Raw genomic sequence first — 14,724 nt, 5'->3', positions numbered from 1 at the left:
GGCCGTTCGGCTTCGCGCCCTGGAGGCCCCATGTCCGTGGCTACGCATGAAGTGTTCAACCAGCCGCGGCCGCTGGCGGACTACAACCTGTTCGAGAACAACCGCCCGCTGCAGGCGGCGCTGAAGCTCAACGCGCCGCAGCTGGACACGGGCGAGCTCTGCGCCCTCGGTGCCTTGCTCGGCACGCGGGAGATGCAGGTGCACGCGCGGCTTGCCAACGTGCATACGCCGCAATTGCGCACGCACGACCGCTACGGCCACCGCATCGACGAGGTCGAGTTCCATCCGAGCTACCACGCACTGATGGCCGCAGCCACCAACGCCGGGCTGCACGGCACTCCCTGGACGCAGCAGGGCCCGTCGCCGCACGTGCTGCGCGCCGCGGGCTTCATGCTGTTCACCGAACTCGAGCCGTCGATCCTGTGCCCGATCTCGATGAGCTACGCGGTGACGCCGGCCCTGCGCCGCAACGAGGCCGTCCATGCCGACTGGGGGCCGGGCCTGGCCAGCCGCGGCTACGACCCGGCGCTCAAGCCCTGGCGCGACAAGGGCGCGTTCACCATGGGCATGGGCATGACCGAGAAGCAGGGCGGCTCCGACGTGCGCAGCAACACCACCGACGCCGTGCCCGATGGCGAGGACAACTGGGGGCCGCGCTTTCGCATCACCGGCCACAAGTGGTTCCTCTCGGCGCCGATGTGCGATGCCTTCCTGGTCCTGGCCCGTGCCCCCGCCGGGCTGAGCTGCTTCTTCCTGCCACGCATCCTTCCCGACGGCACGCGCAACGCCTTGCACATCCTGCGCCTGAAAGACAAGCTGGGAAACAAGGCCAACGCCAGTTCGGAAGTGGAGTTCCACGGGGCCATCGGCTGGCTCGTCGGCGAGCCCGGGCGCGGCGTGCCGCAGATCCTCGAAATGGGCACGATGACGCGCATGGACTGCGCCCTGGGCACCAGCGGCCTGATGCGGCAGGCACTGTCGATCGCGCTAGACCACACGGCGCAGCGCGAGGCCTTCGGCAAGCGCCTGATCGAGCAGCCGGCCATGCGCAACGTGCTGGCCGACCTGGCGCTGGAGAGCGAGGCGGCGACGGCGCTGGCGCTGCGGGTGGCTCGGGCATTCGACCGGGCGGGCGACGAGCAGGAGCGTGTCATCGCGCGCGTGCTGACCCCGATCGCGAAATTCTGGGTGTGCAAGCGCGGCAGCCACTTCGGACAGGAAGCCATGGAATGCCTCGGCGGCAACGGCTACGTCGAGGAAGACGGCGAAGGCGTGATGGCGCGCATCTATCGCGAGATGCCCGTCAATTCGATCTGGGAGGGCGCCGGCAACATCATGGCGCTGGACCTGCTGCGCGCCACGCGACAGGCCGACGCCGGCGCGGCGATCGCGCGGGAACTCGCACCGGCGAATGGCGCGCACCCGGCGCTGGACCGCATGGCCGCCGCCTTGCCGGCCCGCATGGAGCAGATGGCCACGGAGCGCGAGGCGCGGCGGCTGGCCCAGGAGGTCGCGCTGGCGGTGCAAGCCGCCCTGCTGTACCAGAGCGCGCCTGGCGCCGTCTTCGACGCCTTCTGCGCCTCGCGCATCGCCGGGGATTGGGGCCAGGTTTTCGGGACATTGCCGTCCGGCGCCGACTTCGATGCCATCATTGACCGCGCCATGCCGCGCTGACCCATCGCCACGCACCGCCATGACCGAGCTCATCCTGCATCACTATCCCATGTCACCGTTCGCGGAGAAGATCCGCCTGGCCCTCGGCTTCAAGCGGCTGGCCTGGCGGTCGGTGACCATCCCGGCGGTGATGCCGAAGCCGGACCTGGTGGCCATGACCGGCGGCTACCGGCGCACGCCGGTGCTGCAGGTCGGCGCGGACATCTACTGCGACACGGCCCTCATCTGCGACGTGCTGGAACACGTGCAGCCCGAGCCGATGCTCTATCCGCCGGCGCTGCGCGGGGTCGCGCGGGTGTTCGCCCAGTGGGCCGACAGCACGCTGTTCTGGGCTTCCATGGCCTACAGCCTGCAGCCGCGCGGTGCCGCGCATCTCTTCGCCAAGGCGCCGCCCGAAGTGGCAAAGGCGTTCGGCGAGGACCGCAAGGCGATGAGCAGCAACATGGTGCGGCTGCGCCCGGGCGACGCGACGTCCGCATACCGCTCCTACCTGCGGCGCATCGCGCACATGGTGGAGGAGCACGAGTTCCTGTTCGGGGCCCAGCCGTGCGTGGCCGATTTCGCCGCCTACCACCCGCTCTGGTTCACCCGCACCCAGGTGAGCCCGCTGGCCGACATCCTGAACGCCACCCCGGCCGTCGCCGAATGGATGGACCGCCTCGAAGGCATGGCCATCGGTCCGGGCGCCCTCGACAGCCTGGAGGCCGCCGATGCGGTGCGCGTGGCGGCCGACGCGCAGCCGATGCCGCCGGGCAGCAATCTCCTTGTCGACAGCGCGTTCCAGGACGACCACGGCATCCCGCTGGGCACGCAGGTGACCGTCACCGCCGAGTCGTTCGGCGCCGAAGCCACGCAGGGCCTGCTGATGGCCGCCACCCGCACGCACTATTCGCTGCGGCGCGAGGACCCGCGCGCGGGCACCGTGCACGTGCACTTTCCGCGCATCGGTTACGTGCTGCGCAAGGCCGAGGGCGCCTGAGCGGCATGGACGGCTTCTGCGTCTTCGCCACGGCGATCGGCCCATGCGGGATCGCATGGCGCGAAGGACTGGTCGCCGGCGTGCAGTTGCCGGAAGGCGACGAGGCCCGCACTCGGGCTCGCATGCGGCGGCGCTTTCCCCATACAGCCGAGGCGCCGCCGCCGCCCGAGGTGACAGCGATCGTCAGCCGCATGCGGCGCTCGCTCGAAGGCGAGCCGGATCCCATGCTGGACGTGCCGCTGGACCTGGGCGGCATCGCGCCGTTCCAGCAGCGCGTCTACGAGGTGACGCGTGCCATCGCGCCGGGTCGCACCCTGACCTACGGCGAAGTCGCAGCGGCCATCGGCGAGCCGGGCGCCGCGCGTGCGGTGGGCCAGGCGCTGGGCCACAACCCCTTCGCGCCCATCGTGCCGTGCCATCGTGTACTCGCGGCCCGGTCGGGGGCCGGCGGTTTCTCGGCCGAGGGCGGCGTGGTCACCAAGCTGCGCCTGCTCGAAATGGAGAAGGCCCGGTTCGGGGCCGAACCGGGCCTGTTCGAGTAGCGGCAACCAGGACTCAGACGTTCATCCGGTTGCGCTGCACGTCCGCGGGCTGCACGTCGCCGGGACGCACCTCACCAAGCGCCCGGTCGCGAACCGGGGCCGGCTCGACGACCGTCGTGCGGTGGTCGACACGGGATTCGAGCTCGGCCAGCCGGGCCAGCAGCGTGCGGTTCATCGCGTCGAGCTGCGCGCGCAGGTCGCGGTGGCTCTGCAGCATCGACTTCTCGAATTCGCCGCCGGCGAGCGCGTCGCGCTGGCGGCTCTCGCGCAAGGTGGCGTCGATGTGTTGGCGCAGGTCGGTGAAGCGGGATGCCTCGGCCTTGTCGGCGAGGTCCCGCTGGGCTTGCAGTTCCTTCGAGTGGCGGTTCCACGCGATCAGGTTGCGCGACTCCTGGATGGCGCTGCTGACCAGGAACACGACCAGCGTGGCGGCCAGGATCGCCAGCAGGATGCCGGCCAGCGGCGCGTCGGTGAGGACCAGGCCGAAGTTCAGGCGCGAGGTCCGCGTCACCTCGCCCCAGTTGAGGGCCGCGAGGCCGGCAACGACGACGCCGGCGAGAACGATGAACAGCAATCGGGCGCGCATGGCAGTTTCTCCTTGTGACTAGCCGTGATTCTGCGAACCGTCAAGGCCGCGCTGCTGTCGGAGGAGATGCCGTATCGGTGTCCGAGTGCTGTGGCAAACTTCCGCGCCTCTTGTTCAGCTTTGCCATCGACAGCATGCAGAAAATCATCCGGCAGATCGCCGCCGAAATCCGGGTCCGCGAGCAGCAGGTGCAGGCCGCCGTCGACCTGCTCGATGGCGGTGCCACCGTGCCGTTCGTCGCCCGTTACCGCAAGGAGGCCACGGGCGGGCTGGACGACATCCAGTTGCGCGAGCTGGAGGCGCGGCTGGCCTATCTGCGCGAACTCGAGGACCGTCGGACGGCGGTCCTGAAAAGCATCGACGAGCAGGGCAAGCTCACGCCCGAGCTGCGCTTCGCGATCGAGGGCGCCGCGACCAAGCAGGAAGTCGAGGACCTGTACCTGCCGTACAAGCCGAAGCGCCGCACCAAGGGCCAGATCGCGCGCGAGGCGGGCCTGGAGCCGCTGGCCGACCAGCTGTTCGCCGATCCGACACTCGAACCCGCTGCGGCGGCCGCGGCCTACGTGAAGGCCGAGAAAGGCGAGGGCGGGGAGGACTTCACCACGGTGGCGGCGGTGCTCGACGGGGTGCGCGACATCCTGTCCGAGCGCTGGGCCGAGGATCCGGCGCTGGTGCAGCAACTGCGCGAGTGGCTCTGGACCGAAGGGCTGCTGCAGTCGCGGCTGATGGCGGGCAAGGACGAAAACAACGCCGACGTGGCAAAGTTCCGCGACTACTTCGATTACTCGGAGCCGATGTCGCGGGTGCCGTCGCACCGGGCGCTGGCGGTCTTTCGCGGCCGGCAACAGGACATCCTCGACGCCAAGCTGGTGCTGCGGGTGCAGCCTGAGCCGGGCCAGCCGTCCATCGCCGAAGGCAGGATCGCGTTGCACCTGCGCTGGAGCCACCAGGGCCGCGCCGCCGACGACCTGCTGCGCAAGTGCGTCGCGTGGACCTGGCGCGTGAAGCTGTCGCTCTCGACCGAACGTGACCTGTTCACGCGCCTGCGCGAGGAAGCCGAGAAGGTGGCGATCAAGGTGTTCGCCGACAACCTGCGCGACCTGCTGCTCGCGGCTCCGGCTGGTCCGCGCGTGGTGATGGGCCTGGATCCAGGCATCCGCACCGGCGTCAAGGTGGCGGTGGTCGACGCCACCGGCAAGCTGGTCGCCACGGCCACCGTCTATCCGCACGAGCCGCGCCGCGACTGGGACGGCTCGCTGCACCAGCTGGAACAGCTGTGCCGCAAGCATGGCGTCAACCTGATCGCGATCGGCAACGGCACCGCCAGCCGCGAGACCGACAAGCTGGCGGCCGACCTGATGAAACGTGTCGACGGCATGCAGCGCATCGTGGTCAGCGAAGCCGGCGCCTCGGTCTATTCCGCCAGCGCGTTCGCCTCGGAGGAGATGCCGGACGTCGACGTGAGCCTGCGCGGCGCCGCCAGCATCGCGCGGCGGCTGCAGGATCCGCTGGCCGAACTGGTGAAGATCGATCCCAAGTCGATCGGCGTCGGCCAGTACCAGCACGACGTGAACCAGGGCGAGCTGGCACGCACCCTCGATGCCGTGGTGGAGGACTGCGTGAACTCGGTCGGCGTCGACCTCAACACGGCCAGCGTGCCGCTGCTGTCGCGCGTTTCCGGCCTGTCCGCCGGCGTCGCCAAGGCGGTGGTGCGGTGGCGCGAGGCGCACGGCGCATTCCGCAGTCGCCGGCAGTTGCTGGAAGTCAGCGGCCTGGGCGCCAAGACCTTCGAGCAGAGCGCCGGGTTCCTGCGCATTCGCGGCGGCGACAACCCGCTGGACATGACCGGCGTCCATCCCGAGACCTACCCGGTCGTCGAAAGGATGATCGCGACCACCGGCAAGCCCGTGGCCGAGCTGATGGGCCGCGCCGAGATGCTCAAGACGCTGCGCCCCGAGCTGTTCGCCAACGAGCAGTTCGGCGTCATTACCGTCAAGGACATCCTGGGCGAGCTGGAAAAGCCCGGCCGCGACCCGCGCCCCGACTTCAAGGTGGCACGCTTCAACGACGGCGTGGAAGACATCGCGGACCTGCGTGAAGGCATGGAGCTGGAAGGCACCGTGAGCAACGTCGCCGCTTTCGGCGCCTTCGTCGACCTGGGCGTGCACCAGGACGGGCTGGTGCACGTCAGCCAGCTGTCGCACAAGTTCGTCAACGACGCGCGCGAAGTCGTGAAGACCGGCGACATCGTCAAGGTGAAGGTGCTGGAGGTGGACGTCGCCCGCAAGCGCATCAGCCTCACGATGAAACTGGGCGAGGGGCCGGGCCGCAACGCGAAGGCCGGCCAGAACCGGTTCGAGGGAGCGTCGCGCGGACAGCGCCCGCCGCGGCGCGACGAGCCGGCGGGCGCGACCGCCATGGCGGGTGCCTTCGCCAAGCTGCAGAGCCTGCGAAAATGAGGGCATGACAGCCCTGCGCATCTACGCCGGGCCGGGCGCTCGCCGCCACATCGCCGCCAACGGCCTGCAGCCGCAGGACATCACCGTCATTCCGGGCGCCGCCGGCGGTCCCAAGGGCCTGATCCTGGGACCACTGGACCGGTTCGTCTTCGGCGAGTGGCTGCCCCGGGCCGGCCAGCGCGTTCACCTGGTCGGCGCTTCGATCGGCGCGTGGCGCATGGCGGCGGCGTGCCTCGCGGATCCGGTCGGGTCGCTGCAGCGGCTGGAGCGCGACTACATCGCGCAGGACTACGAACTGCCTCCCGGCCGCAGGACACCGACCGCCGACCACGTCAGCGAGCGTTTCGGCGCCAGCCTGCGGGCGTTCTACGCCGAGCGCGTGGTCGAGGTGCTGACGCATCCGCGCTTCCGGCTGCACATCGTCACCTCGCGCGGGCTGCACGTGCTGGGACGCGAGCATCGCCTGGCGACACCGCTGGGGTACGCCGGCGCGTTCCTGTCGAACGTCGTGCATCGCAAGGCGCTGGGCGCCTGGCTGGAACGGGTGGTGTTCTCGTGCCCGGAAGGCGACGGCGCCGCGCCGCTGCCGTTCGCGATTTCCGACTACCGCACGCGGCAAGTGCCGCTGACTCCGCGCAACTTCGGCGCCGCGCTGCAGGCAAGCTGCTCGATCCCGTTCGTGCTGCGCGCCGTCCACGACATCGAGGGGGCGCCGCGTGGCGCGTACTGGGATGGCGGCATCACCGACTACCACCTGCACCTGGACTACCACGCCCCGGGCGGGCAGGGCATCGTGCTGTATCCGCACTTCCAGAAGGCGATCGTCCCGGGGTGGCTGGACAAGGGCCTGCGCTGGCGGCACGGAGCGACCCGGTTCCTGGACAACACGGTGGTCCTGGCGCCGGACGGCGACTGGGTGCGCCGATTGCCGAACGGCAAGTTGCCGGACCGCACGGACTTCGCGCGCTACGGCACCGACCTGCAGGCGCGCATCGAGGCCTGGACCGCCGCCGCGACCGCCAGCCGGCAGCTGGCCGACGAGTTCGCCGAATGGCTGGAACGACCGGACCCGGCGCGGGTGGAGCCGCTGTGACGCCGGCCGTCACCGAACGGGTGCTCGGATGGGACGTGCTCCGCGGCCTGTGCGCGCTCGGCGTCGCCATGTACCACCTGCTGTACTGGCAGGACATCGCGGCACTGCATACGCTCGGCAGCTACGGCGTGTACCTGTTCTTCGTGCTCTCGGGCGCCAGCCTCGCCTACAACTACCTCGGCCGGCTGGACGGGCCGCAGTCCATCTGGCGCTTCCTGGCGACCCGCTGGCTGCGGCTCGCGCCGCTGTATCTCGTCGCCTGCGTCGCTTTCCTCGCGCTGCTGGCCTTCCGCGACGGACGGCTGCTGCCCGATGCGGCGCAGCGGCTGGCCCTCAACCTCTCGTTCGCGTTCGGCCTGTTCGACCCCGCCGTCTCGGCGCTGGCCATCGGCGGCTGGTCGCTGGGCATCGAGTTCGTGTTCTACCTCGCCGTTCCGCTGGCCTTGCTGGTGCTTGCTCGGTGGCCCTGGTGGATGGCGGCGCTGGCCGCACTGACGGCATTGCAGTGGGCCTGGATCTACCGCACCGCCGGTTCGGGCGCCGGTTACGCGGCGAACACGGTGGCCTATCACCAGGTGCCGGCGTTCGGCGCGTACTTCTTCGGCGGCTGCGTCATCGGCGCGGCGCGTCGGGCGCGCGACCTGCGCTGGCCGGCATGGGCCGGCGCGGCCAGCTGGCTCGGCGCGACGGGGCTGCTGGTGGCCCTGAATCCGCACTCGGCCGGCGACGAACTGCTCGGCCTGCGCGGCGCCGTGCTGTTCGCGGCGTGCTTTGCCACGGTCTACGCCAGCGGCCACGTGAGGCTCGCCGGCGCTGTCGCGGCGGCGGCCCGCTGGCTGGGCGACATCACCTACGGCTGCTACCTGCTGCATCCGCTGTTCTTCTTCGGCTTCGCCTGGCTGGTGTGGCCGGCGCTGTCGGGCGGAGAGCTCGCCGCGGCGGGCCGGGCCACTCACGCGGCGGTGCTGGTCGGCGTGCTCGCGGCCAGCTGCGCCGCAGCCGCCGCGAGCGAGCGCTGGTTCGAGCAGCCGGTGCGGCGCTGGGGCGCGCGTCGGCTGGCGCGGCGACAGGCGCCCGCGCCCGCAGTTCACATCGACGCGGCGAGCATTTCCTCGTAGTCCTGCTCGGTGGCCAGCCGCGGGTTGGTCTTGTGGCAGTGGTCCGCCATGGCGCCCGCGATGACGCGGGCGAACCACTCGCGCTGCACGCCCATCTCGGCCAGGCCCGAGGGCAGGCCCAGCCGGGCATTCATGTCCTTCACGGCGTCCGCCACGTCGTTGGCCGACTTCAGTCCCATGGCGTGGGCCATGCGCTCCAGGCGCCGCTCCTTGCGCATCGACTCGGCCGAGGCGTTGAACCGGATCACGGCCGGCAGGAACACGGCGTTCAAGGTGCCGTGGTGCTGGCGCGGATCGACCCCGCCCAGGCTGTGGCTGAGGGAATGCACGCAGCCGAGGCCCTTCTGGAAGGCGAGCGAGCCTTCGATCGACGCGCTCATCAGGTTGAACCGCGCCTCGCGGTCCTGTCCATTCTTCGTCGCGCGCTCGATACTGGCCCAGCCGCGTTCCAGCCCGTCCAGCGCGATGCCGTCGGCCGGCGGATTCACGGCCGCCGACATGAAGGTCTCCATGCAGTGCGCGATCGCGTCCATGCCGGTGGCCGCGGTGAGCCGCGGCGGCAGCCCCAGCGTCAGTTCCGGGTCGCAGATCGCGGCCCTGGGCACCAGGTGCCAGCTGTGGAAGCCGAGCTTGCGGTGGTCGTCGACGATGATGATCGCGCCGCGCGCCACCTCGCTGCCGGTGCCGCTGGTCGTGGGCACCGCGATCACGGGCGCCACCTTTTCGGTGATGCGGGTTGAACCGCCCTCGATGGTGGCGTAACGGGTGAGCGGGCCCTCGTGCGTGGCGGCGATGGCGACCCCTTTGGCGCAGTCGATCGGCGAGCCGCCGCCGACGGCGATCAGGCCGTCGCACTCGTTGGCCCGGTAGACCTCGACGGCCGCGCGCACGGCGGCTTCCGTCGGGTTGGACGGAACCTGGTCGAACACGGCCACCTTCAGGCCGGGCATCGCGTCCAGCGCCTTCTGCAGCACGCCGGCCGCACGCACGCCGCTGTCGGTGACGATCAGCGGCCGCTTGATCCCGACCCGCTCGCATTCCTGCGGCAGCAGCTTCACGGCGCCGAAGTCGAGCTGGATCTGGGTGACGTAGTTCATGAAGGCCATGGCATTCCCCGCGGTAGCATCGAAGCTCCCGACTGTAGCGGCCCCGCCGTGCCCGATGAATCCGCATTTGTCCTGCCCGCTGTCCCACAGCGGACACGCGCCATGTTCCTGCCGCAGCACGTCCACCTGACGCCGGCCATGCGCTCCGTGCTGCAAGGCATGGCCCGCGCCACCTACCCGCCCATCCATTCGCTGACCGCGGGGGAGGCGAGGGCGGCCTACGAGCGCGGCGCGAACGTGCTGGAACTGCCGAAGGCGCGCCTCGCTCGCGTCGAGGACTTCACCATTCCCGCACGCGATGGCGGCGCGCTGCCGGCTCGCCTGTATGCGCCTGCCGGCGCCCCCTTGCCGGTGCTGCTGTACTTCCATGGCGGCGGCTACACGGTCGGCAGCATCGCAACGCACGACGTGGTCTGCCGCGAGCTCAGCCGGCTGAGCGGCTGCGCGGTCGTCTCCGTCGATTACCGGCTCGCGCCCGAGCACCCGTTTCCGGCGGCCGTGCACGACGCCTGGGACGCGACCTGGTGGCTGGCGCGGCATGCGGGCGAGGTGGGGCTTGACGGGCGCCGGCTGGCGGTCGGCGGCGACAGCGCCGGCGGCACCCTGGCGGCCGTGTGCGCGATCATGGCCCGCGACGCCGGCCTGCCGCTCGCGCTGCAGGTACTGTTCTATCCCGGCACGGCGCCCGCGCGCGAGGCGCCGTCGCACGAACGCCATGGCCGCGGCCTGGTGCTGGACCAGGACCACATCGACTGGTTCTTCGACCAGTACATCCCCCTTAAGCAGCGCACCGACTGGCGTTTCGCGCCGCTGCTGGCCGACGAGCTCGAAGGCGTCGCGCCGGCGTGGATCGGCCTGGCGGAGTACGACCCGGTCGTGGACGACGGGCTCGCCTACGCGGATAAACTCCGGGCGTCCGGCGTCACGGTGGACCTGGAGATCTACCGCGGCGTCACCCACGAATTCATCAAGATGGGACGGGCGGTGCGCGAGGCGCGGCAAGCGCACGCCGACGCCGCCCGCGCCATTGCACGAGCCCTCGAGACCCCCGACCCATGAACCGCCAGGACTTCCGTTTCTTTCACCGCCTGCGGGTGCGCTGGGCCGAAGTGGACATGCAGAAGATCGTGTTCAACGCGCACTACCTGATGTACTTCGACACCGCCGTCGCCGATTACTGGCGCGCGCTCGCCATGCCGTACGAGGGGGCGATGCAGCTGCTGGGCGGCGACCTGTACGTCAAGAAGGCGACGGTGGAGTTCCATGCGTCGGCCCGCATGGACGACCGGCTGGACGTGGCGCTGCGCTGCGGCCGCATCGGCAACTCCTCGATCCTGTTCACCGGCGCGATCTTCCGCGGCGACGAACTGCTGATCACGTGCGAGCTGGTCTACGTGTTCGCCGATCCGGCGACGCAGACCTCCAGGCCGGTGCCGCCGGCCTTGCGCGACCTGCTTTCCGGCTATGAATCGGGCGAGCCCGTGGTGCGATTGCGCACCGGCACCTGGGCCGAACTGGGCGCCGACGCGCAGCGCATCCGCACCGAGGTGTTCGTGCAGGAGCAGCGCATCCCGGCCGAACTGGAGTGGGACGAAGCGGACCACACGGCGATCCATGCGGTGGCCTTCAACCGGCTGGGCCAGGCGGTGGCCACGGGCCGCCTGTTGCAGCAGTCGCCCGGCGTGGCGCGCATCGGCCGCATGGCGGTCGACCGGGCATTGCGCGGCTCCGGCGTCGGACGGCAGGTGCTCGAAGCATTGCTGGCGGCCGCAGCCGCCCGCGGCGATCGCGAAGCCGTGCTGCACGCGCAGCGCAGCGCCGCCGCGTTCTACCTGGGACTGGGGTTCGAACCGCGCGGCAGGGAATTCCAGGAGGCCGGCATTCCCCACATCGAGATGGCGCGCGCGCTGGTGCCTGCCTGATGGGCCGCCGCAGGAAGAGCGCACCGGCCGCGGCCCAGCCGCGCGACGCGGTGGTGGCGGCCGACAGCCGGATGGCCGGCGCCGGCGCAGCGCCGGCGCTGCCCCCGGAGGCGGGCAGCCGCACGATCGTCCCGGTGCTGGCGCTGATGATGTTCCTCGCACCCGCGCTTGGCGTCCCGCGCGAGGAGATGCTGCAGGACACGCTCAAGTCGATCATCGTGGCCGCCGCCACGCTGGGCGCCGCCCTGCTGTTCTTCTCCCGCATCGCACCGGAGCGCCCCGCGCTGCGCTGGCATGCGGTCCTGTGGTTGCCGCTGCTCCTGCTTGCCCACGCGCTGGGCAGCATGGCCTGGTCGCACACCTACCTGGCCGCCGTCGAGGCAATCCGCTGGTTCGTGTTCGGCGTGCTGCTGTGGCTCGGCCTGAACACGCTGTCGCGCGGCAGCCTGCCCCTCCTGGCTGCGGGCATCCACGCCGGGGCCGTCGTGGCCTCGCTGTGGGCCGCGCTGCAGTTCTGGGTCGACCTGCGCCTGTTTCCGCAGGGACCGCACCCTGCATCGACCTTCGTCAACCGCAACTTCTTCGCGGAGTTCGCGGCGTGCACGCTGCCGTTCGCCGCCGTGCTGCTGGCCCGCGCCCGTTCCAGCGCCGGCGCGGTGGTGGTCGCGGCGAGCAGCGCACTGGTGATCGTGGCGATCCTCATGACCGGTACCCGGGCGGCGCTGGCCGCGCTGTGGCTGCAACTGCTGGTGCTGCTGCCCTGGCTGGCGTGGCGCTACCGGCGGCAGTTCGCATTCGCCGGCTGGAGCCGCGGCATGCAGGCGCTGGTGGTCGCCACCCTGGTTGGCGGCGTGCTTGCGATGGGCGTGATCCCCACCGGCAATCCGAAGATCGTCGAGGAGCAGCGCGGTTCGACGGCCCTGGAGCGCGGCTTCAAGCGCACGGCGTCGATCTCGCCCTCCGATCCGTCGCTGGGCCTGCGCCAGGTGATGTGGCGGGCCACGCTGCGGGTGATCGCGGCCAATCCGCTGGCCGGTGTCGGCGCCGGGGCCTGGGAGAACCAGATCCCCCTGTACCAGGAGGAGGGCGCCCAGCTCGAAACCGACTACTACGCGCACAACGAGTACCTGCAACTGCTGGCCGAATACGGCCTCGCCGGCTGGCTCGTCCTGCTCGCGCTGGCCGCCTGGCTCCTGGCCAGCGCCTGGCGCACGCTGAAGGCGGCCGGCGCCGAGACCCAGGCGGAAGCCCCCTGGCGGGCCATCCTTCTGTGCAGCCTGCTGGCGCTCCTGATCGTGAGCAACGTGGGATTCCCCTGGCGAATGGCGACGACAGGCGCGCTGTTCGCGATCTGCCTGGCCGCCTTGGCGGCGTCCGATGCACGGCTCGGGCTCGCCGGCGGCTGGGCGACGAGCCGCCTGCCATGGCGCGGCGGATGGTCCCGGGCCGCCGCCGCGGCGGTGGTGGCCGCGCTGGGGCTGACCGCCTACATCACGTGGCAGGCTGCGGAGGCGGAACACAAGATCGTGCGGGCGACGCGACTCGCGCTGTCGATCTCGGCGTCGGGCAATCCGGGCGACCCGCGCTGGAACCCGGCGAAAGGCGAGATGCTGCAGCTGCTCCGGGAAGGCATCGCGATCAACCCGCACTACCGCAAGATCACACCGATGGTCGCCGACGAACTGGCGCGCTGGGGCGACTGGAAGAACGCGACCTGGATCTGGGAGAGCGTGCTCACGTCACGGCCGAACGTCGTGGCCATCCTCACCAACGTGGCGCGCGGGCACTCCAACATGGGCGACGGCCCGCGTGCCATGGCCTACCTCGAGCGGGCAAAGGCAATCCAGCCGCGGGCGCCCGCCGTCCGGTCGCTGGAGGTGATCCTGCTCGCGCGCGGCGGCCAGACGGAGCGCGCGCTGGAACTCGGCCGGACGGCGATCCGCGACCGGCTGTACGACTACGACATGGCGAACGCGACGTTCGTGCTGGCGTGGCGGGCCGGCGACTGGGACCTGGCGCGCGAGGCGATGCGGCTGCGGATGGTCGGCTGGCCGGCGACACGGGCCGAAGGCTACCTCCAGCTGGCCACCATGTACGACCAGGGCCTGCGCGACGAGGAACAGGCGCTGTCCGCCTACCGGCAGGCGCTCGCACTGACGACGGGCGCCGAACGCGACGCGCTGGCCGCGCGCATTCCGGCCGCTTATGCCGGGAAGCTGGGCATCGCCGGCCGGGCTCCTCAGACGTCGGCGAGCAAGGGATAAGGCGCGGCCGTCACGGTCAACGGAATGCCGGCGGCGCTGCCCACGCCGAGCCGGCCCCCCTCGGTGGCCGTGATCTGCAGCGAGACGATCGCGTCCCAGCCACCGCCGGGCGCGGGCGCCGCCTGGGCCACCAGGCCGCACGGCTGCTGCGGGTCGGATTCGTGGAACACTTCCTGGCCGGCCTGCAGGGTTTCCGCCGCGTGCGCCAGGTAGCCGCGGCGCTTGAGCGTGCCGCGAAACTGGCTGCGGGCCACTACCTCCTGCCCAGGGTAGCAGCCCTTCTTGAAGTTCACGCCGCCGACCGATTCGTAATTGAGCATCTGCGGCACCAACGCCTCGACCAGTGGCGCCGTGACCGTGGCGACGCCGCTGCGCACCTCGCCCCACTGCCACACGGCCGGGTCCAGCGCGGGGCCGGGCGGCGGCGCCTCGCCGGCCGGTGCCACCCACAGGCAGCGCGGCTGGCCGTCCGCCGGGTAGAGCCGAACCACGGTGGCCGCGCCGCAGGCGACGCGGCTCCAGGGCGTCCCCGCCGGGGCCGCGGCCAGGGCGGATTCGCCGGCCAGGCCGCAGAGCGCGAATTGGGCGGTCGCATCCGTCAACTTCGCCTTGGCCCGCAGCACGAACATCGACAGGCGCTTGCGGGTGGCTTCCAGGATGTCGCGGCTCATGACGAGCACGACGGCGTCCTCGGCCAGCTTGAAGCCGATGAAGCTGGCCTGCATCCGGCCCTTCGGCGTGCAGTAGGCGGCCAGCCGCGCCTCGTCAGGGCGCAGCAGCGCGAAGTCCTGCGTCAGCTGGCCCTGCAGGAAACGCGCGGCATCCTCGCCGTCGACTCGCAGGACGCCCAGGTGGGGCAGGGGCGATACACCATTCAGCACGTGGGTCATGGGTTCTCCGGGTGGGCGGCGGCCGCGCCGTCCGCTTCCAGGAGGTGAATTATCATGTCCCCCGGATTCACACGACGGACGAAGGGCGGCA

The 14,724-nt window shown here is 71.1% G+C and carries 12 protein-coding genes; 9 read left to right on the top strand and 3 right to left on the bottom strand.

Going from position 1 to position 14,724, the window contains the following annotated elements:
* The first annotated feature begins 30 nt into the window (after positions 1-30).
* Genes RAMLITH_RS02110 through RAMLITH_RS02100 form a run of 3 tightly spaced genes read left to right on the top strand, consistent with a single transcriptional unit; the run spans position 31 to position 3,195 of the window.
* Entirely contained in the window at positions 31-1,674 is a 1,644-nt protein-coding gene (locus RAMLITH_RS02110) for an isovaleryl-CoA dehydrogenase (protein ID WP_168105674.1), read from the top strand.
* 19 nt (positions 1,675-1,693) lie between these two features.
* Positions 1,694-2,653, top strand: a complete 960-nt coding sequence (locus tag RAMLITH_RS02105) for a glutathione S-transferase family protein (protein ID WP_168105673.1) — start codon at positions 1,694-1,696, stop codon at positions 2,651-2,653.
* A 5-nt stretch (positions 2,654-2,658) separates the two neighbouring features.
* A complete protein-coding gene (locus RAMLITH_RS02100) occupies positions 2,659-3,195 on the top strand; it encodes a methylated-DNA--[protein]-cysteine S-methyltransferase (RefSeq protein WP_168105672.1) in 537 nt (178 codons plus the stop codon).
* Positions 3,196-3,208: 13 nt separating this feature from the next.
* On the opposite strand, the gene RAMLITH_RS02095 is transcribed toward RAMLITH_RS02100, so the two are convergent.
* Positions 3,209-3,781, bottom strand: a complete 573-nt coding sequence (locus RAMLITH_RS02095) for a hypothetical protein (RefSeq protein ID WP_168105671.1) — start codon at positions 3,779-3,781, stop codon at positions 3,209-3,211.
* 134 nt (positions 3,782-3,915) lie between these two features.
* Here RAMLITH_RS02095 and RAMLITH_RS02090 point away from each other — a divergent pair, with 134 nt between their 5' ends.
* The 3 genes from RAMLITH_RS02090 to RAMLITH_RS02080 are packed head-to-tail and all read left to right on the top strand — an operon-like array spanning position 3,916 to position 8,451.
* On the top strand, positions 3,916-6,240 hold the full coding sequence (locus tag RAMLITH_RS02090; protein WP_168105670.1) for a Tex family protein: 2,325 nt from the start codon (positions 3,916-3,918) through the stop codon (positions 6,238-6,240).
* A 4-nt stretch (positions 6,241-6,244) separates the two neighbouring features.
* A complete protein-coding gene (locus RAMLITH_RS02085; RefSeq protein ID WP_168105669.1) occupies positions 6,245-7,333 on the top strand; it encodes a patatin-like phospholipase family protein in 1,089 nt (362 codons plus the stop codon).
* Positions 7,330-8,451 (top strand): acyltransferase family protein, encoded by a 1,122-nt coding sequence (locus tag RAMLITH_RS02080; protein WP_168105668.1) that lies wholly within the window; start codon positions 7,330-7,332, stop codon positions 8,449-8,451. Before RAMLITH_RS02085 ends, RAMLITH_RS02080 begins: the two co-directional genes overlap by 4 nt.
* On the opposite strand, the gene RAMLITH_RS02075 is transcribed toward RAMLITH_RS02080, so the two are convergent.
* Positions 8,421-9,557 (bottom strand): iron-containing alcohol dehydrogenase, encoded by a 1,137-nt coding sequence (locus RAMLITH_RS02075; RefSeq protein ID WP_168105667.1) that lies wholly within the window; start codon positions 9,555-9,557, stop codon positions 8,421-8,423. The two genes, RAMLITH_RS02080 and RAMLITH_RS02075, sit on opposite strands and share 31 nt — an antisense overlap.
* Before the next feature lie 102 nt (positions 9,558-9,659).
* Here RAMLITH_RS02075 and RAMLITH_RS02070 point away from each other — a divergent pair, with 102 nt between their 5' ends.
* Genes RAMLITH_RS02070 through RAMLITH_RS02060 form a run of 3 tightly spaced genes read left to right on the top strand, consistent with a single transcriptional unit; the run spans position 9,660 to position 13,743 of the window.
* Entirely contained in the window at positions 9,660-10,616 is a 957-nt protein-coding gene (locus tag RAMLITH_RS02070) for an alpha/beta hydrolase (RefSeq protein ID WP_238343976.1), read from the top strand.
* Positions 10,613-11,479 (top strand): YbgC/FadM family acyl-CoA thioesterase, encoded by an 867-nt coding sequence (locus RAMLITH_RS02065; RefSeq protein ID WP_168105666.1) that lies wholly within the window; start codon positions 10,613-10,615, stop codon positions 11,477-11,479. The genes RAMLITH_RS02070 and RAMLITH_RS02065 overlap by 4 nt, the downstream gene beginning before the upstream one ends.
* Positions 11,479-13,743 (top strand): O-antigen ligase family protein, encoded by a 2,265-nt coding sequence (locus tag RAMLITH_RS02060; RefSeq protein WP_168105665.1) that lies wholly within the window; start codon positions 11,479-11,481, stop codon positions 13,741-13,743. The genes RAMLITH_RS02065 and RAMLITH_RS02060 overlap by 1 nt, the downstream gene beginning before the upstream one ends.
* Here the strand turns inward: RAMLITH_RS02060 and ygfZ are convergent.
* The gene (ygfZ, locus tag RAMLITH_RS02055) at positions 13,719-14,633 is read right to left on the bottom strand and encodes a CAF17-like 4Fe-4S cluster assembly/insertion protein YgfZ (RefSeq protein ID WP_168105664.1); all 915 of its coding nucleotides are present in this window, start codon (positions 14,631-14,633) and stop codon (positions 13,719-13,721) included. The genes RAMLITH_RS02060 and ygfZ overlap by 25 nt on opposite strands.
* Positions 14,634-14,724: the final 91 nt, after the last annotated feature.

This window comes from Ramlibacter lithotrophicus (assembly GCF_012184415.1).
GTDB lineage: Bacteria > Pseudomonadota > Gammaproteobacteria > Burkholderiales > Burkholderiaceae_C > Ramlibacter > Ramlibacter lithotrophicus.
Note: the sequence above shows the minus strand (reverse complement) of the source record. Positions and strands in the feature narration are given on the sequence as shown.

What these genes read in the sequence shown, in the direction of transcription:
- RAMLITH_RS02095 (WP_168105671.1), bottom strand. Translation starts at nt 3,781, where the DNA reads ATGCGCGCCCGATTGCTGTTCATCGTTCTCGCCGGCGTCGTCGTTGCC.
- RAMLITH_RS02060 (WP_168105665.1), top strand. Translation starts at nt 11,479, where the DNA reads ATGGGCCGCCGCAGGAAGAGCGCACCGGCCGCGGCCCAGCCGCGCGAC.
- ygfZ (WP_168105664.1), bottom strand. Translation starts at nt 14,633, where the DNA reads ATGACCCACGTGCTGAATGGTGTATCGCCCCTGCCCCACCTGGGCGTC.
- RAMLITH_RS02070 (WP_238343976.1), top strand. Translation starts at nt 9,660, where the DNA reads ATGTTCCTGCCGCAGCACGTCCACCTGACGCCGGCCATGCGCTCCGTG.
- RAMLITH_RS02075 (WP_168105667.1), bottom strand. Translation starts at nt 9,557, where the DNA reads ATGGCCTTCATGAACTACGTCACCCAGATCCAGCTCGACTTCGGCGCC.
- RAMLITH_RS02105 (WP_168105673.1), top strand. Translation starts at nt 1,694, where the DNA reads ATGACCGAGCTCATCCTGCATCACTATCCCATGTCACCGTTCGCGGAG.
- RAMLITH_RS02090 (WP_168105670.1), top strand. Translation starts at nt 3,916, where the DNA reads ATGCAGAAAATCATCCGGCAGATCGCCGCCGAAATCCGGGTCCGCGAG.
- RAMLITH_RS02085 (WP_168105669.1), top strand. Translation starts at nt 6,245, where the DNA reads ATGACAGCCCTGCGCATCTACGCCGGGCCGGGCGCTCGCCGCCACATC.
- RAMLITH_RS02100 (WP_168105672.1), top strand. Translation starts at nt 2,659, where the DNA reads ATGGACGGCTTCTGCGTCTTCGCCACGGCGATCGGCCCATGCGGGATC.
- RAMLITH_RS02110 (WP_168105674.1), top strand. Translation starts at nt 31, where the DNA reads ATGTCCGTGGCTACGCATGAAGTGTTCAACCAGCCGCGGCCGCTGGCG.
- RAMLITH_RS02065 (WP_168105666.1), top strand. Translation starts at nt 10,613, where the DNA reads ATGAACCGCCAGGACTTCCGTTTCTTTCACCGCCTGCGGGTGCGCTGG.